The organism is Mitsuokella sp. AF21-1AC (assembly GCF_003458855.1).
Taxonomy (GTDB): domain Bacteria; phylum Bacillota; class Negativicutes; order Selenomonadales; family Selenomonadaceae; genus Mitsuokella.
In genome coordinates this window covers 65,262-84,015 of the sequence record NZ_QRVW01000005.1, presented here as the reverse complement: position 1 = coordinate 84,015, position 18,754 = coordinate 65,262, and the positions used below count along the sequence as shown (strand labels likewise).

The window sequence follows — 18,754 nt, the reverse complement described above, 5'->3', positions numbered from 1 at the left end:
GTAGAAGAGGAGTGACTTAAATGAATCGCAGGGACTTCTTGAAGCTGACGGGCATGGGAGCTATGACCATTTTCCTGAGCGGGTGTGGTCTGTCGGCACTCAAGGACTCATCGGCAGGATTGTCGGGTGATGCTGCGCAGGCAGCAGGCAGTGTTTCGGGAGGGAAAGACATGAAAATCGTCGTGATCACAAGCAGTCCTCATCCGCATGATGAGTCAACGTCCATTTATTTGGCTGACCGCTTCACGAAGGGTGCGACGCAGGCTGGCCATGAGGTGTTCACCTTTGATGCGGCCAACAGCGATACACATCCGTGCCGCGGCTGCGATCAGTGTCATATGGACGGCCCGTGTATCTGGAAGGATGACATCGAGAATACCTTGATGCCGAAGATGCTCGAGGCGGACTTGCTTGTGCTGACGACGCCGCTCTACTACTTCGGCATGTCGGCACAGCTCAAGACCATCGTCGACCGCTTTTATTCGCGCACGGGCAAACTGCATGGCAAGAAGTCCATCCTGATGGCGACGGCCTACAACCGTGACGACTGGACGATGTCGGCCCTTGTCGATCACTACGATACTTTAGTCCGCTATATGGAATGGCAGGATGCCGGCAAAGTGCTCGGCATCGGCTGCGGCTCGCGCTCGCTCGTCGAGCACTCGAAGTTCGGCGATATGGCGGAGCAGATGGGTGCAAACCTATAAGAACACATCAAATCGATTCAGGAGGGCTGCTGGGCCTGGGAATCCGCTTCTGACGCTTCGTCGATACACTGACGGAGCTCTTTGAGGAAGACTGTGCTGGACCGGGAGAGCAGGCGGTATTTTTTCCAGACGATGACGGCGGTCAGGGAAAGTGTCGGTTTCAGCGGTACGAATTTCAGATGGCCGGTCTCAAGCTGCAGCAGTTCGTCGACGCTGATGGTGTTGGCAAAACCTGCGCGGATGAAGTGGGCGGCATTGCCGATGAGATCGAAGCGTCCCACGATGTGGAGCGTTTCGTCTGTTACCTTACCCTGCGACCATTGTCGGAAATCGAAGCGATTAGCGGACTGGCGTGAAGGAATCATCAGCGGCATCTCGTTGAGGTCTTCCGGTGTGATGCCGTCTTTCTGGGCCCAAGGACTGTCATCGCGCGTCACGACGCCGAGGCGCATGACCTCGGGCAGGCGGATGAAGTTGTAGTGCTCCACGTTGAATGGCTCGATCATCAGCGCGAAGTCGAGCAGGCCATGTGCGAGCTTTTCTTCGACGGTGTCGGCATTGCCTGTGAAGAGTTCTAGCGTCAGGCGCGGGTAGCGGTCATGCAGTTTGACGAAGAGGTCGGCAAGCAGGTGCACGACATGGGTTTCGCCTGCGCCGATGCGGATGCAGCCCGAAAGGTCAATCGTGTCGTTCTTGAGCTCGTCCTCCGTCTGGTTGACGAGCGCGAGAATCTCTTCAGCCCGCTGGCGCAGGTGCATGCCGTCTTCGGTCAGGATGGTGCTGCGGCTCGTGCGCGTGAAGAGCTTCTTGCCGAGCTCATTCTCGAGATCCGCAATCTGGCGCGAGAGCGTCGGCTGCGTCACGTGCAGCACATTGGCTGCCTCGGTCATGTTCTGCTCCCTGGCCACAGCCAGGAAATACGATAACGTGCGGAGTTCCATCTCAAAATTTCCCCCTTTTATACGTTCAAAGCATCTACTTCTATTGTAGGGAGCAGATGCTTTTTTCGCAAGCGTTTGATAGAAAAAACGTATGACACAAGTTAAGACATAAGCATTTCACATTGTGAGGCAGAGCACTTAAAATGAAGATATAAAGAAGCGAATGTACAGGAGGATTTTGAATGGCAAGAACATGTTTGGCAGAGCGACAGGAACAAGACCGATTCGATCCAGATGTCTGCCAGTGCGAGCTCGCTGCGTTGCCGGACGATGATGCGCGCATCTGCTTCCTCAGGCGCCACCGCCGCAGGCTCATGGATGACCTGCATGCAGCACAGGAGAAACTCGCGTGCATCGACTACATGATTTACGAACTGGAGCAGAAAAGACTTGACCGGTAGCAACTACCGGATGATATCGTTGGAGTATGGGAGCAGGAGCGATCTTGTTCCGGGAAGGAGAATGTATGGTGTTGCGTAAAGGAAGGCAGGACTGGCATGGATGGCTGGCCGGTGCACTGATTCTTGCAGGGCTCATCTACGCTTGGCTCTGCTTCACGTGTGTGCTGCGGCAGGGGCATATCCCTGAGGATGACTACGTGCGCATGACGCAGGAGATTGTGCGGCAGAGCCTGCCGGACGACGCGGTGCCGGCGGGCTGGGAACGCTCAGTACGGGAGACGAGAGAGGTGAAGCCATGAGGTATCTATTGGATGTGTTGCTCTTGATGATGCTCATCTTTGAGATGACATTCTTCTACCTGCCGCCCGTGCTGCATGAGATTGTAGGTGTCATCATGCTCCTCCCCATCCTTTATCATCTGGGACTCAACCGGCGCTATGTTTCTTCGCTGGCGTGCGGGCACTGGAATGGGCCGCGCAGGGTACGGCTCATATTGAATGCCCTGCTCGCGGTTTTCTTCCTTGTGACGATCGTCAGCGGCTGCCTGACTTCGAGCCAGTTGTTTGCCGGCATCGTGCCGTTCTCGCTGCGCAGCAATCCTTCCTTGTACCAGCTGCACAGCACGGCAGCACGGTACTTCCTCGTGCTGGCAGGACTGCATCTTGGCTGGCATCTGCCGAGCTGGTGGCAGCGGTGGCTGCATGCGGCGGGCATCAATGCGCGGCCGTTGCCGGCTAGGATGCTCCTGCTGGGCCTCGGGGTGCTGCTCGGGGCGGGCGGCATCCACGCAGCGCAACAGGACATCCTCGTCGAGCGCCTGCAGGGCGCGCATATCTTCATGGCGCCGGCACTCTCGTACAGCGGTGCTGGCTACGCACTGACGCAGGTCGGCATCATCATCTTATTCGCAGAAATTGGTTGGCTTTTATCGCTTTGGAAAGGGGCGCGCTTGAAATGAATCGCAGAGAATTTTTGAAAATGGGTGGCATGAGCATGATGACTCTGGTGCTGGGGGGATGCGGCCTGTCTTCGCTGACGGGAAGTTCGTCGAGCAGTCAGGCCGCGAGCAGTGCCGCTGGTGCAGCCAGTGGCACGGTGGCTTCGTCTTCGTCCTCGGGCACGGTGGCGGCAGGCGGCAAGACGCTCGTCGTCTATTATTCGGCGACGGGGCGCACGGAGCGCGTGGCCAAGGTCATCGCCAAGGCGCGCCAGGCCGACATCATGAAGCTCGTGCCGAATCCGGACTACACGGAGGCGGACCTCGACTACAACGACAAGAACAGCCGCGTGAGCCGTGAGCACGACGATGCCTCGCTGCGCGAGAAGATCCAGCTGCAGAAGGCGGTGCCGGACAACTGGGCGTCGTATGACACGATCTTCCTCGGCTATCCGATCTGGTGGGCCATCGCGGCCTGGCCGGTCGATGCCTTCGTCAAGGCCAACGACTTCACGGGCAAGAACGTCGTGACGTTCGCGACGGCCTACAGCTCGCCACTCGGTAACAGCGGCAAGCTGCTCGCCGAGATGGCCGGCGGCAAGGGCAACTGGCAGGACGGCACGTGCTTCACGGGCAGCCTTGACGACACCAAGGTCGTGGAGTGGGTTCGCTCGCTGAGCGCAGCAAAGTAAACGGAGACAGAAAAAACCACTTGTGCGGGCCGCGCTCGCAGGCAAGTGGTTTTTTGCTGGGCAATAGGTGCGATCATTTCTCGTCCGTGCCGTCGCCGTCATCGCTGGGCAGCAGATCGCTCTTGTAGGGGATTCTGCCGGACAGGACGTCGCGGTAGAAGCCCTGCTTCCAGGCGATGTAGTCGATGGCTTCCTGGATGGCGGCAATCTTCTCGTGCAGGGCCTCATCCTTGCGGGCGAGCAGCTGCTGGCGCGCGGGGATGGAGGGCACGCCCTCGAGGCAGAGCGCAAGGTATTTTTTCATCTCGGCAATCGTGAAGTCGCAGTTCTTGAGGCAGTTGAGGCTCTTGACCCAGCCGAGGTCGTGCTCGTCAAAGATGCGATGGTTGTTCTTGTCGCGCTTGACATGGGGGATGAGTCCTTGGTTGCAGTAGAACTTCAGCGTCTCGTATTTCATATTGGCGGCTTCGCAGACTTGCTTCATAGTATATAGCGGCATGATGAGATCAACTCCGTACGATAAGACGATAGAACAAAAAGAGAAAACTTTTTTTGAAATGTGCTTGACCGGTAGTAACAACCGGCTGATACACTCAGTATAGAGCTTCCCGAGAGGGAATGGAAGTATCGATTGGTTACCGGGTAGCCGGCAAGAATAGGAGATGTATGACATGGAATCGTTTACTTTTTCATATCCGACGAAGAACTACTTTGGTCAGGGCGCAGCGCATAAAGCGCTCGCCGAGGAGCTGCCGAAGTACGGTAAGTACGTCCTGCTGGCCTATGGCGGTGGCAGCGTCAAGCGCAATGGCATCTATGATGAAGTCCTAGCCATCCTCAAGGAACAGGGCAAGGAAGTCACGGAGTTTGCGGGAATCATGAGCAATCCGACGTACCGCAAAGTGCAGGAGGGGGCTCGTCTTGTACGGGAACATAAAATTGACCTCATCCTGGCAGTCGGCGGCGGCAGCGTCTCGGACTGCTGCAAGGCCGTGTCGGCACAGGTCGCGCTCGAGGAGGACCTCTACGACTACGAGTACGCGAAGCACAAGGTGCCGACGGCTGGCGTGCCGATGGGCGTCATCGTCACGGCTTCGGGTACGGGCAGCGAGCAGAATGCCGGCGCTGTCATCACCTACGAGGAGAAGAATTGGAAGGGTCCGCTCTGGGGCACGGCGGCTTCGTTTGCTGTGCTCGACCCGTACTACACGAAGACTGTGCCGATGCGACAGGTCATCTCGGGCGCCTTCGACACGCTGAGTCACTGCCTCGAGACGTATCTCGGCACGCCGCGCGAACCGAACCTCTCGGATTTAATGAATGAGTCGGTCATGCGCGCAGTCATCGAGAACATCCGCAAGGTAAAGGCGGATCCCGAGGACATGCAGGCGCGCTCGGAACTCATGTGGGCTTCGGCCATGGCGGAGAACGGCGTGCTGAAACTCGGCAAGGTCACGGACTTCCAGTGCCACATGATCGAGCATCAGCTCGGCGCCTATACGGACTGCAACCATGGCTGCGGCCTGGTCGTCATCCAGCCGGAGCTCTACCGCCATCTGGCACCGGAGGCTCCTGCGCAGTTTGCTCGCCTTGCGCGCGATGTCTTTGGCGTCGCAGAGCAGGAGTCGGAACTCGCGACGGCATTGGCCGGAGTGGAGAAGTTCGCGGATTTCATCGAGGAGATCGGCCTGCCGACGACGCTCAAGGCGATGGGCATCGAGGACAAGGCCGTGCTGCACGCAGTCTCTGCGACGAGCATCCGCACACCGGGCTGCGCCAAGAAGCTCACGGATGAAGAGATTGAGGACATCCTCCTGCACGTGCTGGGATGAGTGTGGCAGTACAGCAGCAGAGAGAACGTGTGAGCAGAATGAGAGGGGAGCAAGGCTTTGTACAATCCACAATTGATAACCTTCATGAAAGCGGCAGAGGAGGGGAGCTTCAGCAAGGCGGCGGAAGCGCTCTTCATCTCGGCGCCGGCCGTCATCAAGCAGATCAACCTGATGGAGGCACGGCTCAACCTGCGCTTGTTTGAGCGCACGCATCGCGGCCTGCAGCTCACGAAGGCGGGCGAGTCGCTCTACAAGGATGCGGCGTATCTCGTCCAGTACAGCAAGGAAGCTGTGGAACGGGCGCGCAAGGCCATGCAGGATACGCAGCAGGTCATCCGCATCGGCATCTCGGTCATGACGCCGACGAATTTTCTGCTGAGCCTTTGGCCAAAGCTGCAGGAGGTTAGTCCCGACCTGCAGTTCCAGCTCGTGTCGTTCGAGAACACGCCAGAGAACGCGCGCGAGATCCTCACGCATCTCGGCGTAAACATCGATGTGGTCGCGGGCGTCTTCGATGCGAGCATGTTTCATCTCAAGGGCAAGTGCGAGGGCATGGAACTCCGTCGTGAGCCGTTTTCCATGGTCGTGCCGCTCACGCACCGACTTGCGGGCAAGGAGCGCCTGAAGCTCTCCGATTTAGCAGGGGAGACGGTCGACATCATCCAGCCCGGCTGGTCTTCCGTCATGGATGATCTGCGGCAGGACCTCCTGGTGAATCACCCGGACATCACGCTGCGCGAGTTCCCGTTCTACAACATCGACATGTTCAACCGCTGTGTCAACGAGGGAACGCTCATGATCGGCGTGCCGGAGTGGAAGGACATCCACCCGCTGATGCGCGTCATCCCCGTGGACTGGGACTACGAGATCCCGTTCGGCATCCTGCACGCGACGGAGCCGTCTGCTGCTGTGAGCCGCTTCCTGACCGCTGTCCAGAAAATCCTGTCACGATAACCACAAGTTCATACTGCCTAACGAAACGAGACTTCTGATGAGGTCTCGTTTTCTTTATCATAAGAATCGAGGAAACCAATGCGTTGCCGCAAGTGAGTCAGAATAAAACGATAAGATAGAAAGAATGAGTATGCTTATGAGACAGATGAATGCAAGAGCAATCAACGAGACTAGCCCAGTAAAGCCCGTCAGACCGGCCGTTAAGATGCGGCAGGTACGCAAGGCGCTGTTCACGGGCAGCACGCCGCTGCGCGAGGTCATCCATGCGCCGTACTTCAAACCGTTCGGGCGGCTGCTGTTCCCGACGACATGGCCGATACCGCGGCAGGCGACTCTGTCGGACCTGCGCGCGTTCCTGCCGTGGTATTCGGAGATACAGACGAAGACGAGCATCGAGGTGCTGACGGCACTCTACGGGGACGCGAAGAGCGGGGAGACCATCTTCTATCCCATCTACACGGAGGCGGAGCAGGCCGAGATGCCGGCCAAGCGGGACACGGGCCTGTTCTTCTTCCGCAGCCGTGCGCCGAAACGCCACCGCACGGCGGTCTGCAGTGCAGGCGGCGGCTTTCTTTACGTCGGCGCCATCCACGACAGCTTCCCGCACGCGCTGGCGCTCTCGCGGCGCGGCTACGATGCCTTTGCGCTGATCTACCGGCCCGGTGCCAAGACGGCCTGTGAGGACCTGGCCCGCGCGCTGGCCTTCCTCTTCGCGCACGAGCAGGAGCTCGGCATCTCGATGGAAGGGTACTCGCTCTGGGGCGGCTCGGCCGGCGCGCGCATGTCGGCCTGGCTCAGCGACTACGGCACGGGCGCCTTTGGCGAGCGCGCCTTGCCGCGCCCGGCGGCCGTTGTGCTGCAGTACACGGGCCTCAGTGAGGTCACGGGGCGCGAGGTCCCGACGTACAGTTGCGTCGGCGACGAGGACCCGATTGCCGACTGCCACACCGTGCAGAGCCGCATCGATGCCCTGCGTGCGGGCGGCGTTCCCGCAGAGCTCGAGATCTTCCCAGGACTCGCGCACGGTTTCGGACTCGGCAATGGCACAGTCGCCGAGGGCTGGCTGGACCGTGCCGTCGCCTTCTGGGAGGCACAGCTCGGGTGATAACAGTTGGTTCAAACTGCCTAACTGATGGAGCCTTCTGCGAGGCCGCACGGGCGGCTATAATACAGTCATCGAGAGAAATGATGCGAAAGCATAGACACGGGAATGGGAGGCATATCATGAACAAGAAACACAGGGCACTGGCCGCAGCGTTTTGGGCCGCAGCATCTCTGCTGCCCTGGCAGGCAGCGAGTGAGGCAGCGCCGCAAGCCGCGATTATGGCTCTGATGCTCTGATTTATATGACGGTATTCCTGATCCCGTTCAATATATTGTTTTATTCTTATGCAATCCAGATCATTCAGCCCGCCGGCGAGGAAAAGAAGAAATTCCATCTGCACGAGCTGGTGAATGTCGGCATGGGAGCATGCGTACCCTGGATCGTTGGCATCGGCTGATGCCACTTCCTCATAAATTCCCAGTATCTACCTGTAGTAACCAGTAGTTTCTGCCGATAACCGCTGGTTCATACTCATTAACGAAACGAGACTTCTGCCGGAGTCTCGTTTTTCCTATAATGAAGACAGTTGAGGGATGGCGGGGCGGCCGATCCTCTGCAGACGATAAGCAAAGAATCGACAAGATTTCGATAGGAGATGTTTGGATATGAAAATCTTATTTATCAATGGCAGCCCGAACCGCGAGGGCAATACGGCAAATCTGGCAAAGGCACTGCTCGTCGGCCACGAATACGAGACGCTGATGCTGACGGACTACCGAATCAACGTCTACGGACAGGATTTGCCAGGTGACCAGCTCGAGGAAGTCCTGGCAAAGATCCGCGAGGCAGACGTGCTCGTCATCGGCTCTCCAGTCTACTGGCACAACATCTGCGGCTCGGTGCGCACGCTGCTCGACCGCTTCTACGGCCCCGTTGCCGAGGGCAGCCTGCACGGCAAGTGCTTCTTCCTGTTCCAGGGCGCCGCTCCGGAAAAGTGGATGCTCGAAGCCGGTGACTACACGATGAAGCGCTTCGCCTCGATGTACGGCTATGCATATGGAGGCATGGCCACGAACCGCCGCGAAGCCGAGCAACTGGCACAGAAGCTTTGAGGCGTGGCTGGAGAGAACGGAGTCTTTTGATGAAACCGATGAACTATTGGAAGAAAGCAGCGGTAGCCCTGATGCTCGCGGGTTTTGGCAGCTTCGGCTTCTCGTATCAGCCGGCCTCTGCCATGCAGCATCCGGTGACGATTGAGGACCAGGGCAGTTTCATGGCTGGCGGCAAGACGGTGACGGCACCGGGCACGTATGACGGCACGAAGCCGACGGACTTCGCCGGCGAGACGCTGCATGGGGATCACGCTTACGTGTTCTACCAGAAGCCGGTCAAGGCCAAGAAGACGAGCATGGTCTTCCTGCACGGCTACGGCCAGTCGGGGAAGACCTGGGAGACGACGCCGGACGGGCGCGATGGCTTCCAGAATATTTTCCTTGAGAAGGGGTACAAGACGTACGTCGTGGATGAACCGGGCCGCGGCAAGGCCGGCCGCCGCACGACCCCGGGCACGGTCTCAGCACAGCCGGATGACCAGCTCTGGTTCAACATGTTCCGCATCGGCGAGTGGCCCAATACGTACGACAATGTCGCTGTACCGCGCACCAAGGAAGCCGAGGAGCAGTTCTTCCATGCGATGACGCCGGATACGGCGCCGTTTGACCAGCAGGTCGTCGCCGATGCGATGACGGCTGTCATGGATAAGGCCGGTGACGGCGTGCTCGTCACGCATTCGGCTGGCGGCGGCCCTGGCTGGCTGACGGGCATCCAGTCGGAGCACGTCAAGGGCATCATTTCGCTGGAGCCGGGTGCGTTCCCGTTCCCGAAGGGACAGGCGCCGGCCGTCGAGAAGACGACGAGCCCATTCCCGGCCACGCCGATGGAAGTCTCGATGGAAGACTTCCTGCAGCTGACGAAGATCCCGACGGTCATCTACTTCGGCGACAACATCCCGAAGGGAGATACGCCGGTCGCGAACTGGGGCCAGGACAACTGGCGCGTGCGCTGGAATCTCGCCAAGAAGTGGGAGGCAGTCATGCGTTCCTACGGTGCGGATGTCAGCGTCGTCTCGCTGCCGGACATCGGCATCAAGGGCAGCACGCACTTCATGATGGCTGACCTCAACAACCGCGCGGTCGCCGATGTAATGGTCAAGTGGATGCACGAACGCAAGCTTGACCGTTGAGATAATGGTCTTGAAAGAAAGAGAACAGGAGATCGATATAGATGGAAAAGAGACGTTTGGGACGAAGCAATGTATTCGTCAATCCAGTCGGCCTCGGCTGCATGGGCTTCAGTCATGCGATGGGTGAGCCGGTCGCAAAGGAGCAGGCTGTCCGCACGCTGCGCGAGGCAGCAGAGGCCGGCTATGATTTCTTCGATACGGCGGAGTGCTATACGGGTGTATTGCCGGACGGCTCGACCTCGTACAATGAGGAGCTCGTGGGCAAGGCGCTCCAGGGTATTCGCGACAAAGTCGTCATCGCGACGAAGATGGGCGTTTACCACAATGAAGACCGCACGCTCTCGCTCGACAGCAGTCCGACGGCCATCCGCAAGAGCATCGAAGGCAGCCTGCGCCGCCTTGGCACGGACTACGTCGACCTCTACTACCAGCATCGCATCGACCCGAAGGTGGAGCCGGAGGTCGTGGCCGCCACGATGAAAGAGCTCATCAAGGAAGGGAAGATCCGCGCCTGGGGCATCTCGGAGACGACTGAGGAATACCTGCGCCGTGCGAACGCTGTCTGCCCGGTCACAGCCATCGAGAACCGCTATTCGATGATGGCGCGCTGGCATGAGTCGCTGTTCCCTGTCTGCGAGGAGCTCGGCATAACGTTCGTCGCGTTCTCGCCGATGGCCAACGGCTTCCTGACGGGCAAGTACTCGCCGAAGACGAAGTTCGAGGGCAGTCAGGACTACCGCAAGCAGATGCCGCAGTATTCCGAGGAAGGCTACGAGAAGGGCAAGAAGCTCCTCGACTTCCTGACGGGGATCGCAGAAGAGAAGAAAGCGACGCTCGGCCAGCTCTCGCTCGCCTGGATGCTCGCTAAGAAGCCGTACATCGTTCCCATCCCGGGCTCGCGCAAGCTCAGCCGCCTGAAGGAGAACCTCGCGGCAGCCGACGTCGAGCTGACGGCGGATGAAGTGGCGCGCATCGACACGGACTCGATGGAATGGATTTTGAAGTATTTGGCGGCTATGCAGCAAGATGAGGAAATAAAGATTGCTGGTTGCAGAAAGTGGGTGTTTGTCATGGACAAGTTTTCGAGACGCAGTTTTGTGAAGATGGCGGGGTTGGTGGCCGCAGCAGCGGTCATGCCGGGTTTCTCGTCGGACGAAATCAAGAAGGCGGAGGGCAAAGAAGAAGAATTGGCGAAGGCGGAGCCGGGGACTGGTGGTGACCATTACGAAGCACCGCAGGACCGTCAGGGCAGCGAATCGGTCGTCTATTTCACGCGCGACCTATCGGCCGCCGGACTGCTCAAGCTGTATGAGAAGATTGCGTCAAACATCACGGGGCGCGTCGGCATCAAGCTGCACACGGGCGAGCCGCACGGGCCGAATATCATCCCGCGGCCGTGGGTCAAGAAGCTCATCGCGAAGGATCTGCCTGAGGCGAAGATTGTCGAGACGAACACCTATTATCAGGGCGACCGCTACACGACGGAGCAGCACAGGAAGACGTTGACCATCAACGGCTGGGACTTCGCGCCCGTCGATATCATGGATGAGTCCGGCACGGCCATGCTGCCCGTCAAGGGCGGCAAGTGGTTCACGGAGATGTCCGTCGGCGCGCATCTCTTGGATTACGACTCGCTGCTCGTGCTCACACATTTCAAGGGCCACAAGATGGGCGGCTTCGGTGGCTCCAACAAGAACATCGGCATCGGCTGCGCGGACGGCCGTATCGGCAAGAAGATGATCCATACGGGCTCCGAATCCGAGCAGTGGGCTATGGGGAAGGAAATGCTCATGGAGCGCATTACGGAGTCGTCGAAGGCGACGGTAGACCATTTCGGCGATCACATCGCCTACATCAATGTGCTGCGCAACATGTCGGTGGATTGCGACTGCGCGGGCACGACGGCCGCGAAGCCGACCACGCCGAACATCGGCATCCTAGCTTCGACCGACATCCTCGCCATCGATCAGGCGTCTGTCGACCTCGTCTACGCGCTGCCGGAGCATTACCGCCACGATCTCGTTGAGCGAATGGAGACGCGCCACGGCCTGCGCCAGCTCAGCTACATGAAAGAGCTCGGCATGGGCCGCGACCGCTATGTCTTTCTCGACTGCGACCATGGCGAGAAGCCCATCACGCTTGCCGATGCCGTGAGCAAGGTCAAGCCGTTCCGCTGAGATACATTGAGACATAGGTCATCGAGAAGATAGAAAGGGAGCATCACAAGAATGGATTACACGAATCTGAGCAATGGCGTCAAGGTGCCTCTTCTGGGCCTCGGCACGTTCCTGATCAGCCCGGAGGATACCGAGCGCTCGGTCTACGAAGGCATCAAGGCGGGCTACCGTCTCATCGATACGGCAAATGCCTATATGAATGAGGAAGCTGTTGGTAAAGGCCTCAAACGTGCGTTGGATGAAGGCCTCGTGAAGCGCGAGGAGTTCTTCCTCTCGACGAAGCTCTGGCCGACGCTCTACGAGAAGGACGATGCGGTGGAGAAGACGCTCGAGCGCCTTGGCGTCACGTACGTCGACCTGCTCTTCATCCACCAGCCGGCCGGCAATTTTCTCGCGGGCTACCATAACATCGAGCGCGCCTATCAGGCGGGCAAGGCCCGCTCACTCGGCATCTCGAATATCCACGGCGAGAAGCTCGAGCGCCTGCTTGCTACTGCTACGGTCAAGCCGCATGTCATCCAGCTCGAGACGCATCCGTACTGCATCCAGCATGAGACGCTGGAACGCCTCAAAGAGTACGGCACGAAGCTCATGGGCTGGTATCCGCTCGGCCACGGCGACAAGGGCCTTCTGCAGGAGCCAATCTTCACGCGCCTTGCCGCGAAGTACCACAAGAGCACGGTGCAGGTCGTCCTGCGCTGGGCTGTGCAGAAGGGCTTCATCACGATCCCCGGCACGAAGAACCCCGACCACCTGCGCTCGAACATCGACCTGTTCGACTTTGCACTGACGCCGGATGAGATGACCGAGATTGCTGCGCTCGACGGCAAGAAGCGCTACTACACGGCCGACGCCGCTCAAGAAGAGAAGTATGCCTCGATGCACCTGCCGTTTGAGGACTAAGCGTTCCGATAAGACAAAAAATCCGCAAGACGATTGTCATGATCTGTCTTGCGGATTTTGTCGCATGGGGGCGCATCCTCATGCATCTTTTGTGAGCACGACGCGGTCGACGGTGGCGCCGTCCTCGAGGTGACAGGTGGCGATGAGCTTTGCAGGCGTGACGGCAAGCGTCATGTAGTTGCGATAGGTATTGGGGTTCGCCTGGTCGAGGCTGACCTTGTCGAAGGTCGTGTCGGGCGGCACGGTGTAGCGCTCGTTACCCGCGGGGCCGAACATCAGGTAGGTGGGGCCGTGGTCAGAAGGCGTTTCGTCGTAGATATGGCCGCGGTTGCGGTACGTGTGCATGTGGCCCGTGAGCACGAGGTCGATGCCGAGCGCGTCGAACGCCTTCATGAAGTCGTGGCCGACATCGCTGATGCCGCCAGCATGGCCCGTGCCCGGCTGGTATTCGTCATAGGCGATGACATCCTTGTGCATCAAGACGATTTTCCAGGGCTGTTTTGTGGCCGTGGCATCGTGCTTGAGCCAGAGCAGCTCCTCCTGCAGCAGACCGGGCTTCAGGCCGTCGAGCTCTTCAAACTGTGTATTGAGCACGATGAAATGGGCGGGGCCGTAGTCAAACGAATAATAGTAGCCGGAAAAATCCCTGCTGCCGTTGTCAGGCACGGCAAAGGCAGCGAGATAGCGGCGCGGCAGGGCAAACTGCCAGTCAAGCCCGTAGCACTCATGATTGCCCATTACGGGGGCGAACGGGATATCTTTGGCATGGCCGGCCGTGAGCACGGAAAGGAAGCTGTCCCAGTGCCAGGCGGACTGACCGTTGTCCGTGAGGTCGCCGATATCGGCGAGGAAAGCGGCCTGGGGGTGGCGTGCGAGTATCTTTGCCAGCAGCTGAGCAAAGGGTTCATACGTTTCGCCGCACTGTGAGTCATCGATGAGCAGGGCTTCGAAGGAAGAGAGCCCGCTGGCAGCCGTCACGACCGGCAGCGCCAGCGCCTCGTCTGCCATCCGGATACTGCCCTCGTAATGCGTACCTGGCGTCAGATTGCTGAGACGCACGGTGTAGAAGGTCGTGATCGTGTCATCCTGCAGCAGGGTATTTGCTTCAGGGGAAAAAGACTTCTGCCGGCCGTCCGGAGTGGTCAGCACGAAAGCTGCGCCCTGGCGGCCGCCGTCTGCCTGCCACATGACGGTGCGGCTCGTGGCAGAATCCCCGGTGATGATCTGGCGCGGGTATCTGATGATGCGGCCGGCTGCTCCCGCTGGTATATAACGTCCCAATCCCAGTGCCATCAGCGCGGTGGCACAGATTTGGATGAATGTTCTTCTGGTCATTTTGTTCAACGCAATCCTTCTTTGTTTTGTTTCTATTATAGCATTATAGCATAAGAGCATAACGCGACGTTCTGTAAAACATCTTGGAAAACAGGTTTTACCTGACTGTGGCAGGATTTTTGGGAATTTTCTCGTAATAGTAACATAGTAATGAATTTGTATAAGGACGTTCAATTTATGGAATGGAGGGATTTTTATGGCAATCGTGGCTGCGATGGCGGTGCCGCATCCGCCTATCATCCTGCCGGAAATCGGCAGGGGAGAAGAAGAAAAGATTGCAAAGACGACAGCAGCGTACCGCGAGGTCATGAAGCGTGCGGCGTCACTGGAGCCGGATACCGTCGTCATCACGAGTCCGCATGCGACGATGTACAGCGATTATTTCCATATCTCGCCGGGCGAGAAGGCGGAGGGAGATTTCGGTGCGTTCCGCTGCCCGGAGGTCAGAATCGGGGCGGAGTACGATGAAGCGTTCTCGAAAGCCTTGGCTGATGCCTGTGCGGCCGAGGACCTGCCGGCCGGTTTTCTCGGGGAACGGGAGCCGGCGCTCGACCACGGTACGATGATTCCTCTGTACTTCCTGCAGCCGGAGCTCAAAAAGCCCGTCAAGGTGGTCCGCATCGGTCTTTCCGGCCTGTCAGCAGACAGGCACTACCGGTTGGGACAGCTGATCAGGGAAACGGCAGGGAAGCTGGGGCGCCGCACCGTATTCATCGCGAGCGGAGACCTCTCGCACAAACTCAAGGCGGAAGGGCCTTATGGCTTTGCCAAGGAAGGACCGGTCTTTGATGAGGAAGTGACGAAAGATCTCGGTCGGGCGGATTTCCTGTCCCTATTGACAATCCCGGCTGATTTGGCCGAGGGGGCGGCGGAATGCGGCCTGCGTTCCTTCTGGATTATGGCGGGAGCGCTTGATCGGCAGGCTGTCAAAGCGGAACTGCTCTCGCATGAGGGGACCTTCGGCGTCGGCTACGGTGTTGCGTACTTTACGCCAGAAGGGGAAGACGATGCGCGCGACATCGGCCGCCAGCTGCATGATAAGGAGGTGCGCGATATTGCCGCCATCCGTGAGCGCGAGGATGCATATGTCCATCTCGCGCGTCTGAGCCTTGAGACGTTTGTCAGGAGTCATGTGTTCCTGCCGCTGCCGAAGGACCTGCCCGCGGAACTTCAGGACAGGCGTGCGGGCTGCTTTGTCTCCATCAAGAAGGATGGCCGCCTGCGCGGCTGTATCGGCACGCTGGCGCCGGGACGCCGCAACCTCTCTGAGGAAATCCTCTACAATGCGGTTTCAGCCGGCATGCACGACCCGCGTTTCCCGCAGGTCACGCCGGAAGAACTTCCAAGGCTCGTCTACGACGTTGATGTGCTTTCGGAGCCTGAGCCCATCGATTCACCGAAACAGCTTGATGTCAAGCGCTATGGTGTAGTCGTCCAGAATGGTGAGCGGCGCGGCGTTCTGCTGCCGGATCTCGCCGGTGTGGACCGTGTGGATGAACAGATCGCGATTGCCCGCCGCAAGGGCAATATCGGCGCGAGAGAGCCCGTACAGCTCTGGCGTTTCGAGGTGACGCGCCATGTCTGAGGCAAAGGCCGTCTGTTCGCTTTGCCCGCACCGCTGCCATCTGGCGGCAGGGCAGACGGGATTCTGCCGCGCCCGGCAGAACCAGGATGGCGTCATCCGGCCGCTCAATTACGGCCTCCTGACTTCGGCGGCACTTGACCCCATCGAGAAAAAGCCGCTCTACCATTTCCATCCAGGAAGCCATATCCTGTCGCTTGGCAGCTTTGGCTGCAATCTGCGCTGTCCGTTCTGTCAGAATTACACAATCTCGCAGGCGGGCATCGAAGGCTTTGCGGGGACAAAACTGCCGCTGGAGCAGGTGACGCCGAAGGGAATCGTGGCGGCGGCCCAGCGGCTTGAGGAGACGTCCGGCAACATCGGCGTGGCCTTCACGTACAATGAGCCGCTCGTCGGCTATGAGTTCATCTACGACACGGCAAGACTCCTCAAGGAGGCCGGCCTTGCCGTTGTGCTCGTGACAAACGGGCAGATTGCAGAGTCGCCCTGGCTGCAGCTCCTGCCGTACGTCGATGCCGTCAACATCGATCTCAAGGGCTTCACGCAGGCATTCTACGATTGGATCGGCGGCAGCCTTGAGACAACAAAAGCCGCCATTCGCATGGCGGCTGAGCAGGGTGTTCATGTTGAAGTGACGACGCTTGTGATACCGGGGGAAAATGACAGCGCAGCGGACATGGCGGCAGAAGCACGGTGGCTGTCGCAGCTTTCCTGGGAACTGCCGCTGCATCTTTCGCGTTATTTCCCACGGTATCAGCTCGATATCCCGATGACGCTGGCTTCAACTCTCCATACCTTGCAGCAGGTGGCTCAGAAATTCCTTCGCTACGTGCATCTCGGCAACATCTGAAGCGTTCACGATTCCGGTGCATGCCGGGCCGCGCGTTTCTCATAGTACCAGGCACCGGCAATCAGCACGACGGCGAAGACGCAGACGACGATGAGCCGCGTCGGGTCCTCCTGATGCGTGATCGTATCATGGCCGATGATGGCCTCGATGCCCGTCGAGGGGAACTTGCCGACGAATGACGAGATTACGTAGTCACGCCAGCTCATGGCCGAGAGCGCACCGAGCGCGTTGAGGAGAATGGACGGGAAGTAGGGAACCATGCGGGCAATCAGCATGACGACAAAGCCCTGGCGCCCGCTGTATTTGTCGAGGTTTGCCAGCGTCTTGTGCTTGCTGATGATCTTTTCGGCCGCATCGCGGAAGAAGAAGCGCATGAGGCCGAAGCTCAGCGTCACGCCGACGGTTTCGGCAACGACACTGAGGAAGATGCCCCAGAAGATGCCGAAGATCAGCGTGTTGGCCGTCGAGAAGATGATGGCGGGCGGGAAGCCCAGCGCATTGACAAACAGGGTCAGCAGAAAACTGAAGACTATGGCCCAGGGTCCGAAGGATGCGATGTATTCGGCCGTTTCCTTGATGTCGCCGCGGGAAAGAAGACCTGCAAGATGCGGCAGGAAAGCCGGATTCAACAGGTGGATGATGAGAAAGAGCAGGACGATAGCCAAGGCTGCCGCGACTTTGACCATGCCCATGGATTTATGCAGGCGCAAGATGTGTATCCTCCTAAAACAAATTCACATGCCTATTATACCATTTCTCTCATGGAGATTACATGAATTCTATGGTAAAATGAAAACGATATGTCTGAAACCGGGCATGGAAAGGAGCGGGTAGCAAACCCATGGACAAGTTGAAACCGCAGCGCTGGCATGACGGCCTGTTCGCAGGCGTTATGACGGCGCTGCCGCTGGCAGCTTCGCTGCTCGTCGTGACCAATCTGCTCGTGATGACGGGGATGCCCTTTACGGGTGTCTACACGGCATCGTTTGTCACGGCCATCATCGGTACCATCCTGATGGGACGGTGCCGTTTAGCCGTCGCGGCAGCACCGGGACTGGCCCTGACATCCTGGCTGGTCTATATCGTGATCCTCGCGCGGGGCGTGAGCTGGCAGATGGTGCTCTTCATGGGAGCAGCGGCGTCGCTCGTATCGTTCCTGCTCCTGGCCGGCGCGCTGCGCTTCCCGTGGCTGCAGCAACTTCCCGAAAAGCTGATGCCGCCTTGCCTGCGCCGGGCCTTGCGTGGGGCGGTCGGCCTCATGCTTATTGCGCTCGGGCTCTTCGAGGGGCGGCTGCTCATGGGCGCGCCGACAGGGCTTTTGCAGCTCGGCGGCTTTTCAGATCCCATGGCCTATCTGAGCTTTACGGGCATCCTCGTGCTCTTCGGACTCATGGCCATGAAGAAGCGCTGGGCACCGGGCGCGGCGTTCCTCGTGACAGCAGTGCTGGCCTTCATCGGCGGCTTCTGGGTCTTGCCGGATGCGCCGTTCCTGCAGCCGGAGGGGCTTGACCGGACGGGGCTGCAGCTCATCTTCATGACGGGCTGGCAGACCATATCACCGGCCTGTTATTTCGACCTCTCCGTTTTCCTGCTGCTCTTCCTGCTGGTTTCCGGTGCCGGCAGTCTCACCGCACTGGCACCGGAAGCGGCGAAGCGGAAGCCGCTCTGCCTGCTGTCACTGGTGAGCTTTATCGGTTGCCTGCTCGGCACCATGCCGGTCATGGCGGCGCCGGAGTCGGCCGTTGGGCAGGCTGTCGGCAGCAGCCGCCCGCAGCGCATGGCGTATTGGACGGCCGCCGTTCTCGCGCTGCTGCTCGTGGCAGAGCCTGTGATGGCGTCGCTGGCGAGCTTTGCAGCCGTCATGGTGCCGGTGCTCGTCGGAGCGGGCATCGTGATGCTCCGGCGCATGGGACCGGTATTTCAGGGCGATTTTGCCGAGCAGGCAGCGGCGGGAGTGCTGTTCCTGCTGCTGCCGCTGACACAGGATATCGCAGCGGGACTAGGGGCTTCCGTCATTGCCTATGTCTGCCTCAAGCTGCTGGCCGGCTGCGATGACGAGGTGCCACGCCCGATGCGGGTGCTCGCCGTTTGTTTTGCCCTGTATTTTTTCTTCGGGTTTTGGTCAATGATTTGATGATATCGTGAATGGAATAAAG

Annotated in this window: 20 protein-coding genes; 16 read left to right on the top strand and 4 right to left on the bottom strand. The window is 59.1% G+C overall.

Going from position 1 to position 18,754, the window contains the following annotated elements; all coding sequences use genetic code 11:
- Positions 1-20 precede the first annotated feature (20 nt).
- On the top strand, positions 21-707 hold the full coding sequence (locus DWX75_RS03095) for an NAD(P)H-dependent oxidoreductase (protein ID WP_118014873.1): 687 nt from the start codon (positions 21-23) through the stop codon (positions 705-707).
- A gap of 17 nt (positions 708-724) precedes the next feature.
- Here DWX75_RS03095 and DWX75_RS03090 read toward each other — a convergent pair whose 3' ends face one another.
- Positions 725-1,648, bottom strand: a complete 924-nt coding sequence (locus tag DWX75_RS03090) for a LysR family transcriptional regulator (RefSeq protein WP_118014871.1) — start codon at positions 1,646-1,648, stop codon at positions 725-727.
- Positions 1,649-1,830: 182 nt separating this feature from the next.
- Here DWX75_RS03090 and DWX75_RS03085 point away from each other — a divergent pair, with 182 nt between their 5' ends.
- The 4 genes from DWX75_RS03085 to DWX75_RS03070 all read left to right on the top strand — a co-directional run bounded on the left by DWX75_RS03085 (position 1,831) and on the right by DWX75_RS03070 (position 3,678).
- A complete protein-coding gene (locus DWX75_RS03085) occupies positions 1,831-2,049 on the top strand; it encodes a hypothetical protein (protein WP_147671516.1) in 219 nt (72 codons plus the stop codon).
- Positions 2,050-2,114: 65 nt separating this feature from the next.
- Positions 2,115-2,348: a hypothetical protein gene (locus tag DWX75_RS03080; protein WP_118014867.1), complete on the top strand. Its 234-nt coding sequence runs from the start codon at positions 2,115-2,117 to the stop codon at positions 2,346-2,348.
- The gene (locus tag DWX75_RS03075) at positions 2,345-3,007 is read left to right on the top strand and encodes a hypothetical protein (protein ID WP_118014865.1); all 663 of its coding nucleotides are present in this window, start codon (positions 2,345-2,347) and stop codon (positions 3,005-3,007) included. Before DWX75_RS03080 ends, DWX75_RS03075 begins: the two co-directional genes overlap by 4 nt.
- Before the next feature lie 35 nt (positions 3,008-3,042).
- The gene (locus tag DWX75_RS03070) at positions 3,043-3,678 is read left to right on the top strand and encodes a flavodoxin (protein ID WP_233519448.1); all 636 of its coding nucleotides are present in this window, start codon (positions 3,043-3,045) and stop codon (positions 3,676-3,678) included.
- Between the two features lie 73 nt (positions 3,679-3,751).
- Here DWX75_RS03070 and DWX75_RS03065 read toward each other — a convergent pair whose 3' ends face one another.
- Entirely contained in the window at positions 3,752-4,162 is a 411-nt protein-coding gene (locus DWX75_RS03065) for a MerR family transcriptional regulator (RefSeq protein WP_255424253.1), read from the bottom strand.
- 187 nt (positions 4,163-4,349) lie between these two features.
- On the opposite strand from DWX75_RS03065, the gene DWX75_RS03060 reads away from it, so the two are divergent.
- From DWX75_RS03060 to DWX75_RS03025, 8 genes are all read left to right on the top strand, one after another.
- Complete coding sequence (locus tag DWX75_RS03060) at positions 4,350-5,510, top strand: iron-containing alcohol dehydrogenase (protein WP_118014859.1); 1,161 nt, start codon at positions 4,350-4,352, stop codon at positions 5,508-5,510.
- 57 nt (positions 5,511-5,567) lie between these two features.
- The gene (locus DWX75_RS03055; RefSeq protein ID WP_233519446.1) at positions 5,568-6,464 is read left to right on the top strand and encodes a LysR family transcriptional regulator; all 897 of its coding nucleotides are present in this window, start codon (positions 5,568-5,570) and stop codon (positions 6,462-6,464) included.
- A gap of 136 nt (positions 6,465-6,600) precedes the next feature.
- Positions 6,601-7,569: an alpha/beta hydrolase gene (locus tag DWX75_RS03050; protein WP_233519445.1), complete on the top strand. Its 969-nt coding sequence runs from the start codon at positions 6,601-6,603 to the stop codon at positions 7,567-7,569.
- Positions 7,570-7,810: 241 nt separating this feature from the next.
- Positions 7,811-7,966 carry a hypothetical protein gene (locus DWX75_RS12045; protein ID WP_158558753.1) on the top strand — a complete coding sequence of 52 codons (156 nt, stop codon included), beginning with the start codon at positions 7,811-7,813 and terminating at the stop codon, positions 7,964-7,966.
- A gap of 208 nt (positions 7,967-8,174) precedes the next feature.
- On the top strand, positions 8,175-8,621 hold the full coding sequence (locus tag DWX75_RS03045) for a flavodoxin family protein (RefSeq protein ID WP_118014853.1): 447 nt from the start codon (positions 8,175-8,177) through the stop codon (positions 8,619-8,621).
- A 29-nt stretch (positions 8,622-8,650) separates the two neighbouring features.
- Positions 8,651-9,751, top strand: coding sequence for an alpha/beta fold hydrolase (locus DWX75_RS03040; protein WP_118014851.1), 1,101 nt, complete (start codon positions 8,651-8,653; stop codon positions 9,749-9,751).
- A gap of 41 nt (positions 9,752-9,792) precedes the next feature.
- The gene (locus DWX75_RS12345; RefSeq protein WP_369974325.1) at positions 9,793-11,928 is read left to right on the top strand and encodes an aldo/keto reductase; all 2,136 of its coding nucleotides are present in this window, start codon (positions 9,793-9,795) and stop codon (positions 11,926-11,928) included.
- A gap of 51 nt (positions 11,929-11,979) precedes the next feature.
- Positions 11,980-12,831 (top strand): aldo/keto reductase, encoded by an 852-nt coding sequence (locus tag DWX75_RS03025; protein ID WP_118014847.1) that lies wholly within the window; start codon positions 11,980-11,982, stop codon positions 12,829-12,831.
- Between the two features lie 78 nt (positions 12,832-12,909).
- On the opposite strand, the gene DWX75_RS03020 is transcribed toward DWX75_RS03025, so the two are convergent.
- The gene (locus DWX75_RS03020; protein ID WP_233519452.1) at positions 12,910-14,166 is read right to left on the bottom strand and encodes a metallophosphoesterase family protein; all 1,257 of its coding nucleotides are present in this window, start codon (positions 14,164-14,166) and stop codon (positions 12,910-12,912) included.
- Between the two features lie 196 nt (positions 14,167-14,362).
- Between DWX75_RS03020 and amrA the strand changes: the two genes are divergently transcribed.
- A complete protein-coding gene (amrA, locus tag DWX75_RS03015) occupies positions 14,363-15,751 on the top strand; it encodes an AmmeMemoRadiSam system protein A (protein ID WP_118014843.1) in 1,389 nt (462 codons plus the stop codon).
- Positions 15,744-16,598 (top strand): AmmeMemoRadiSam system radical SAM enzyme, encoded by an 855-nt coding sequence (gene amrS / locus DWX75_RS03010; RefSeq protein ID WP_118014841.1) that lies wholly within the window; start codon positions 15,744-15,746, stop codon positions 16,596-16,598. Before amrA ends, amrS begins: the two co-directional genes overlap by 8 nt.
- A gap of 5 nt (positions 16,599-16,603) precedes the next feature.
- On the opposite strand, the gene DWX75_RS03005 is transcribed toward amrS, so the two are convergent.
- Positions 16,604-17,284 carry a TVP38/TMEM64 family protein gene (locus DWX75_RS03005; protein ID WP_118474708.1) on the bottom strand — a complete coding sequence of 227 codons (681 nt, stop codon included), beginning with the start codon at positions 17,282-17,284 and terminating at the stop codon, positions 16,604-16,606.
- A gap of 155 nt (positions 17,285-17,439) precedes the next feature.
- Here DWX75_RS03005 and DWX75_RS03000 point away from each other — a divergent pair, with 155 nt between their 5' ends.
- Positions 17,440-18,732, top strand: coding sequence for a hypothetical protein (locus tag DWX75_RS03000; protein WP_118014837.1), 1,293 nt, complete (start codon positions 17,440-17,442; stop codon positions 18,730-18,732).
- Positions 18,733-18,754: the final 22 nt, after the last annotated feature.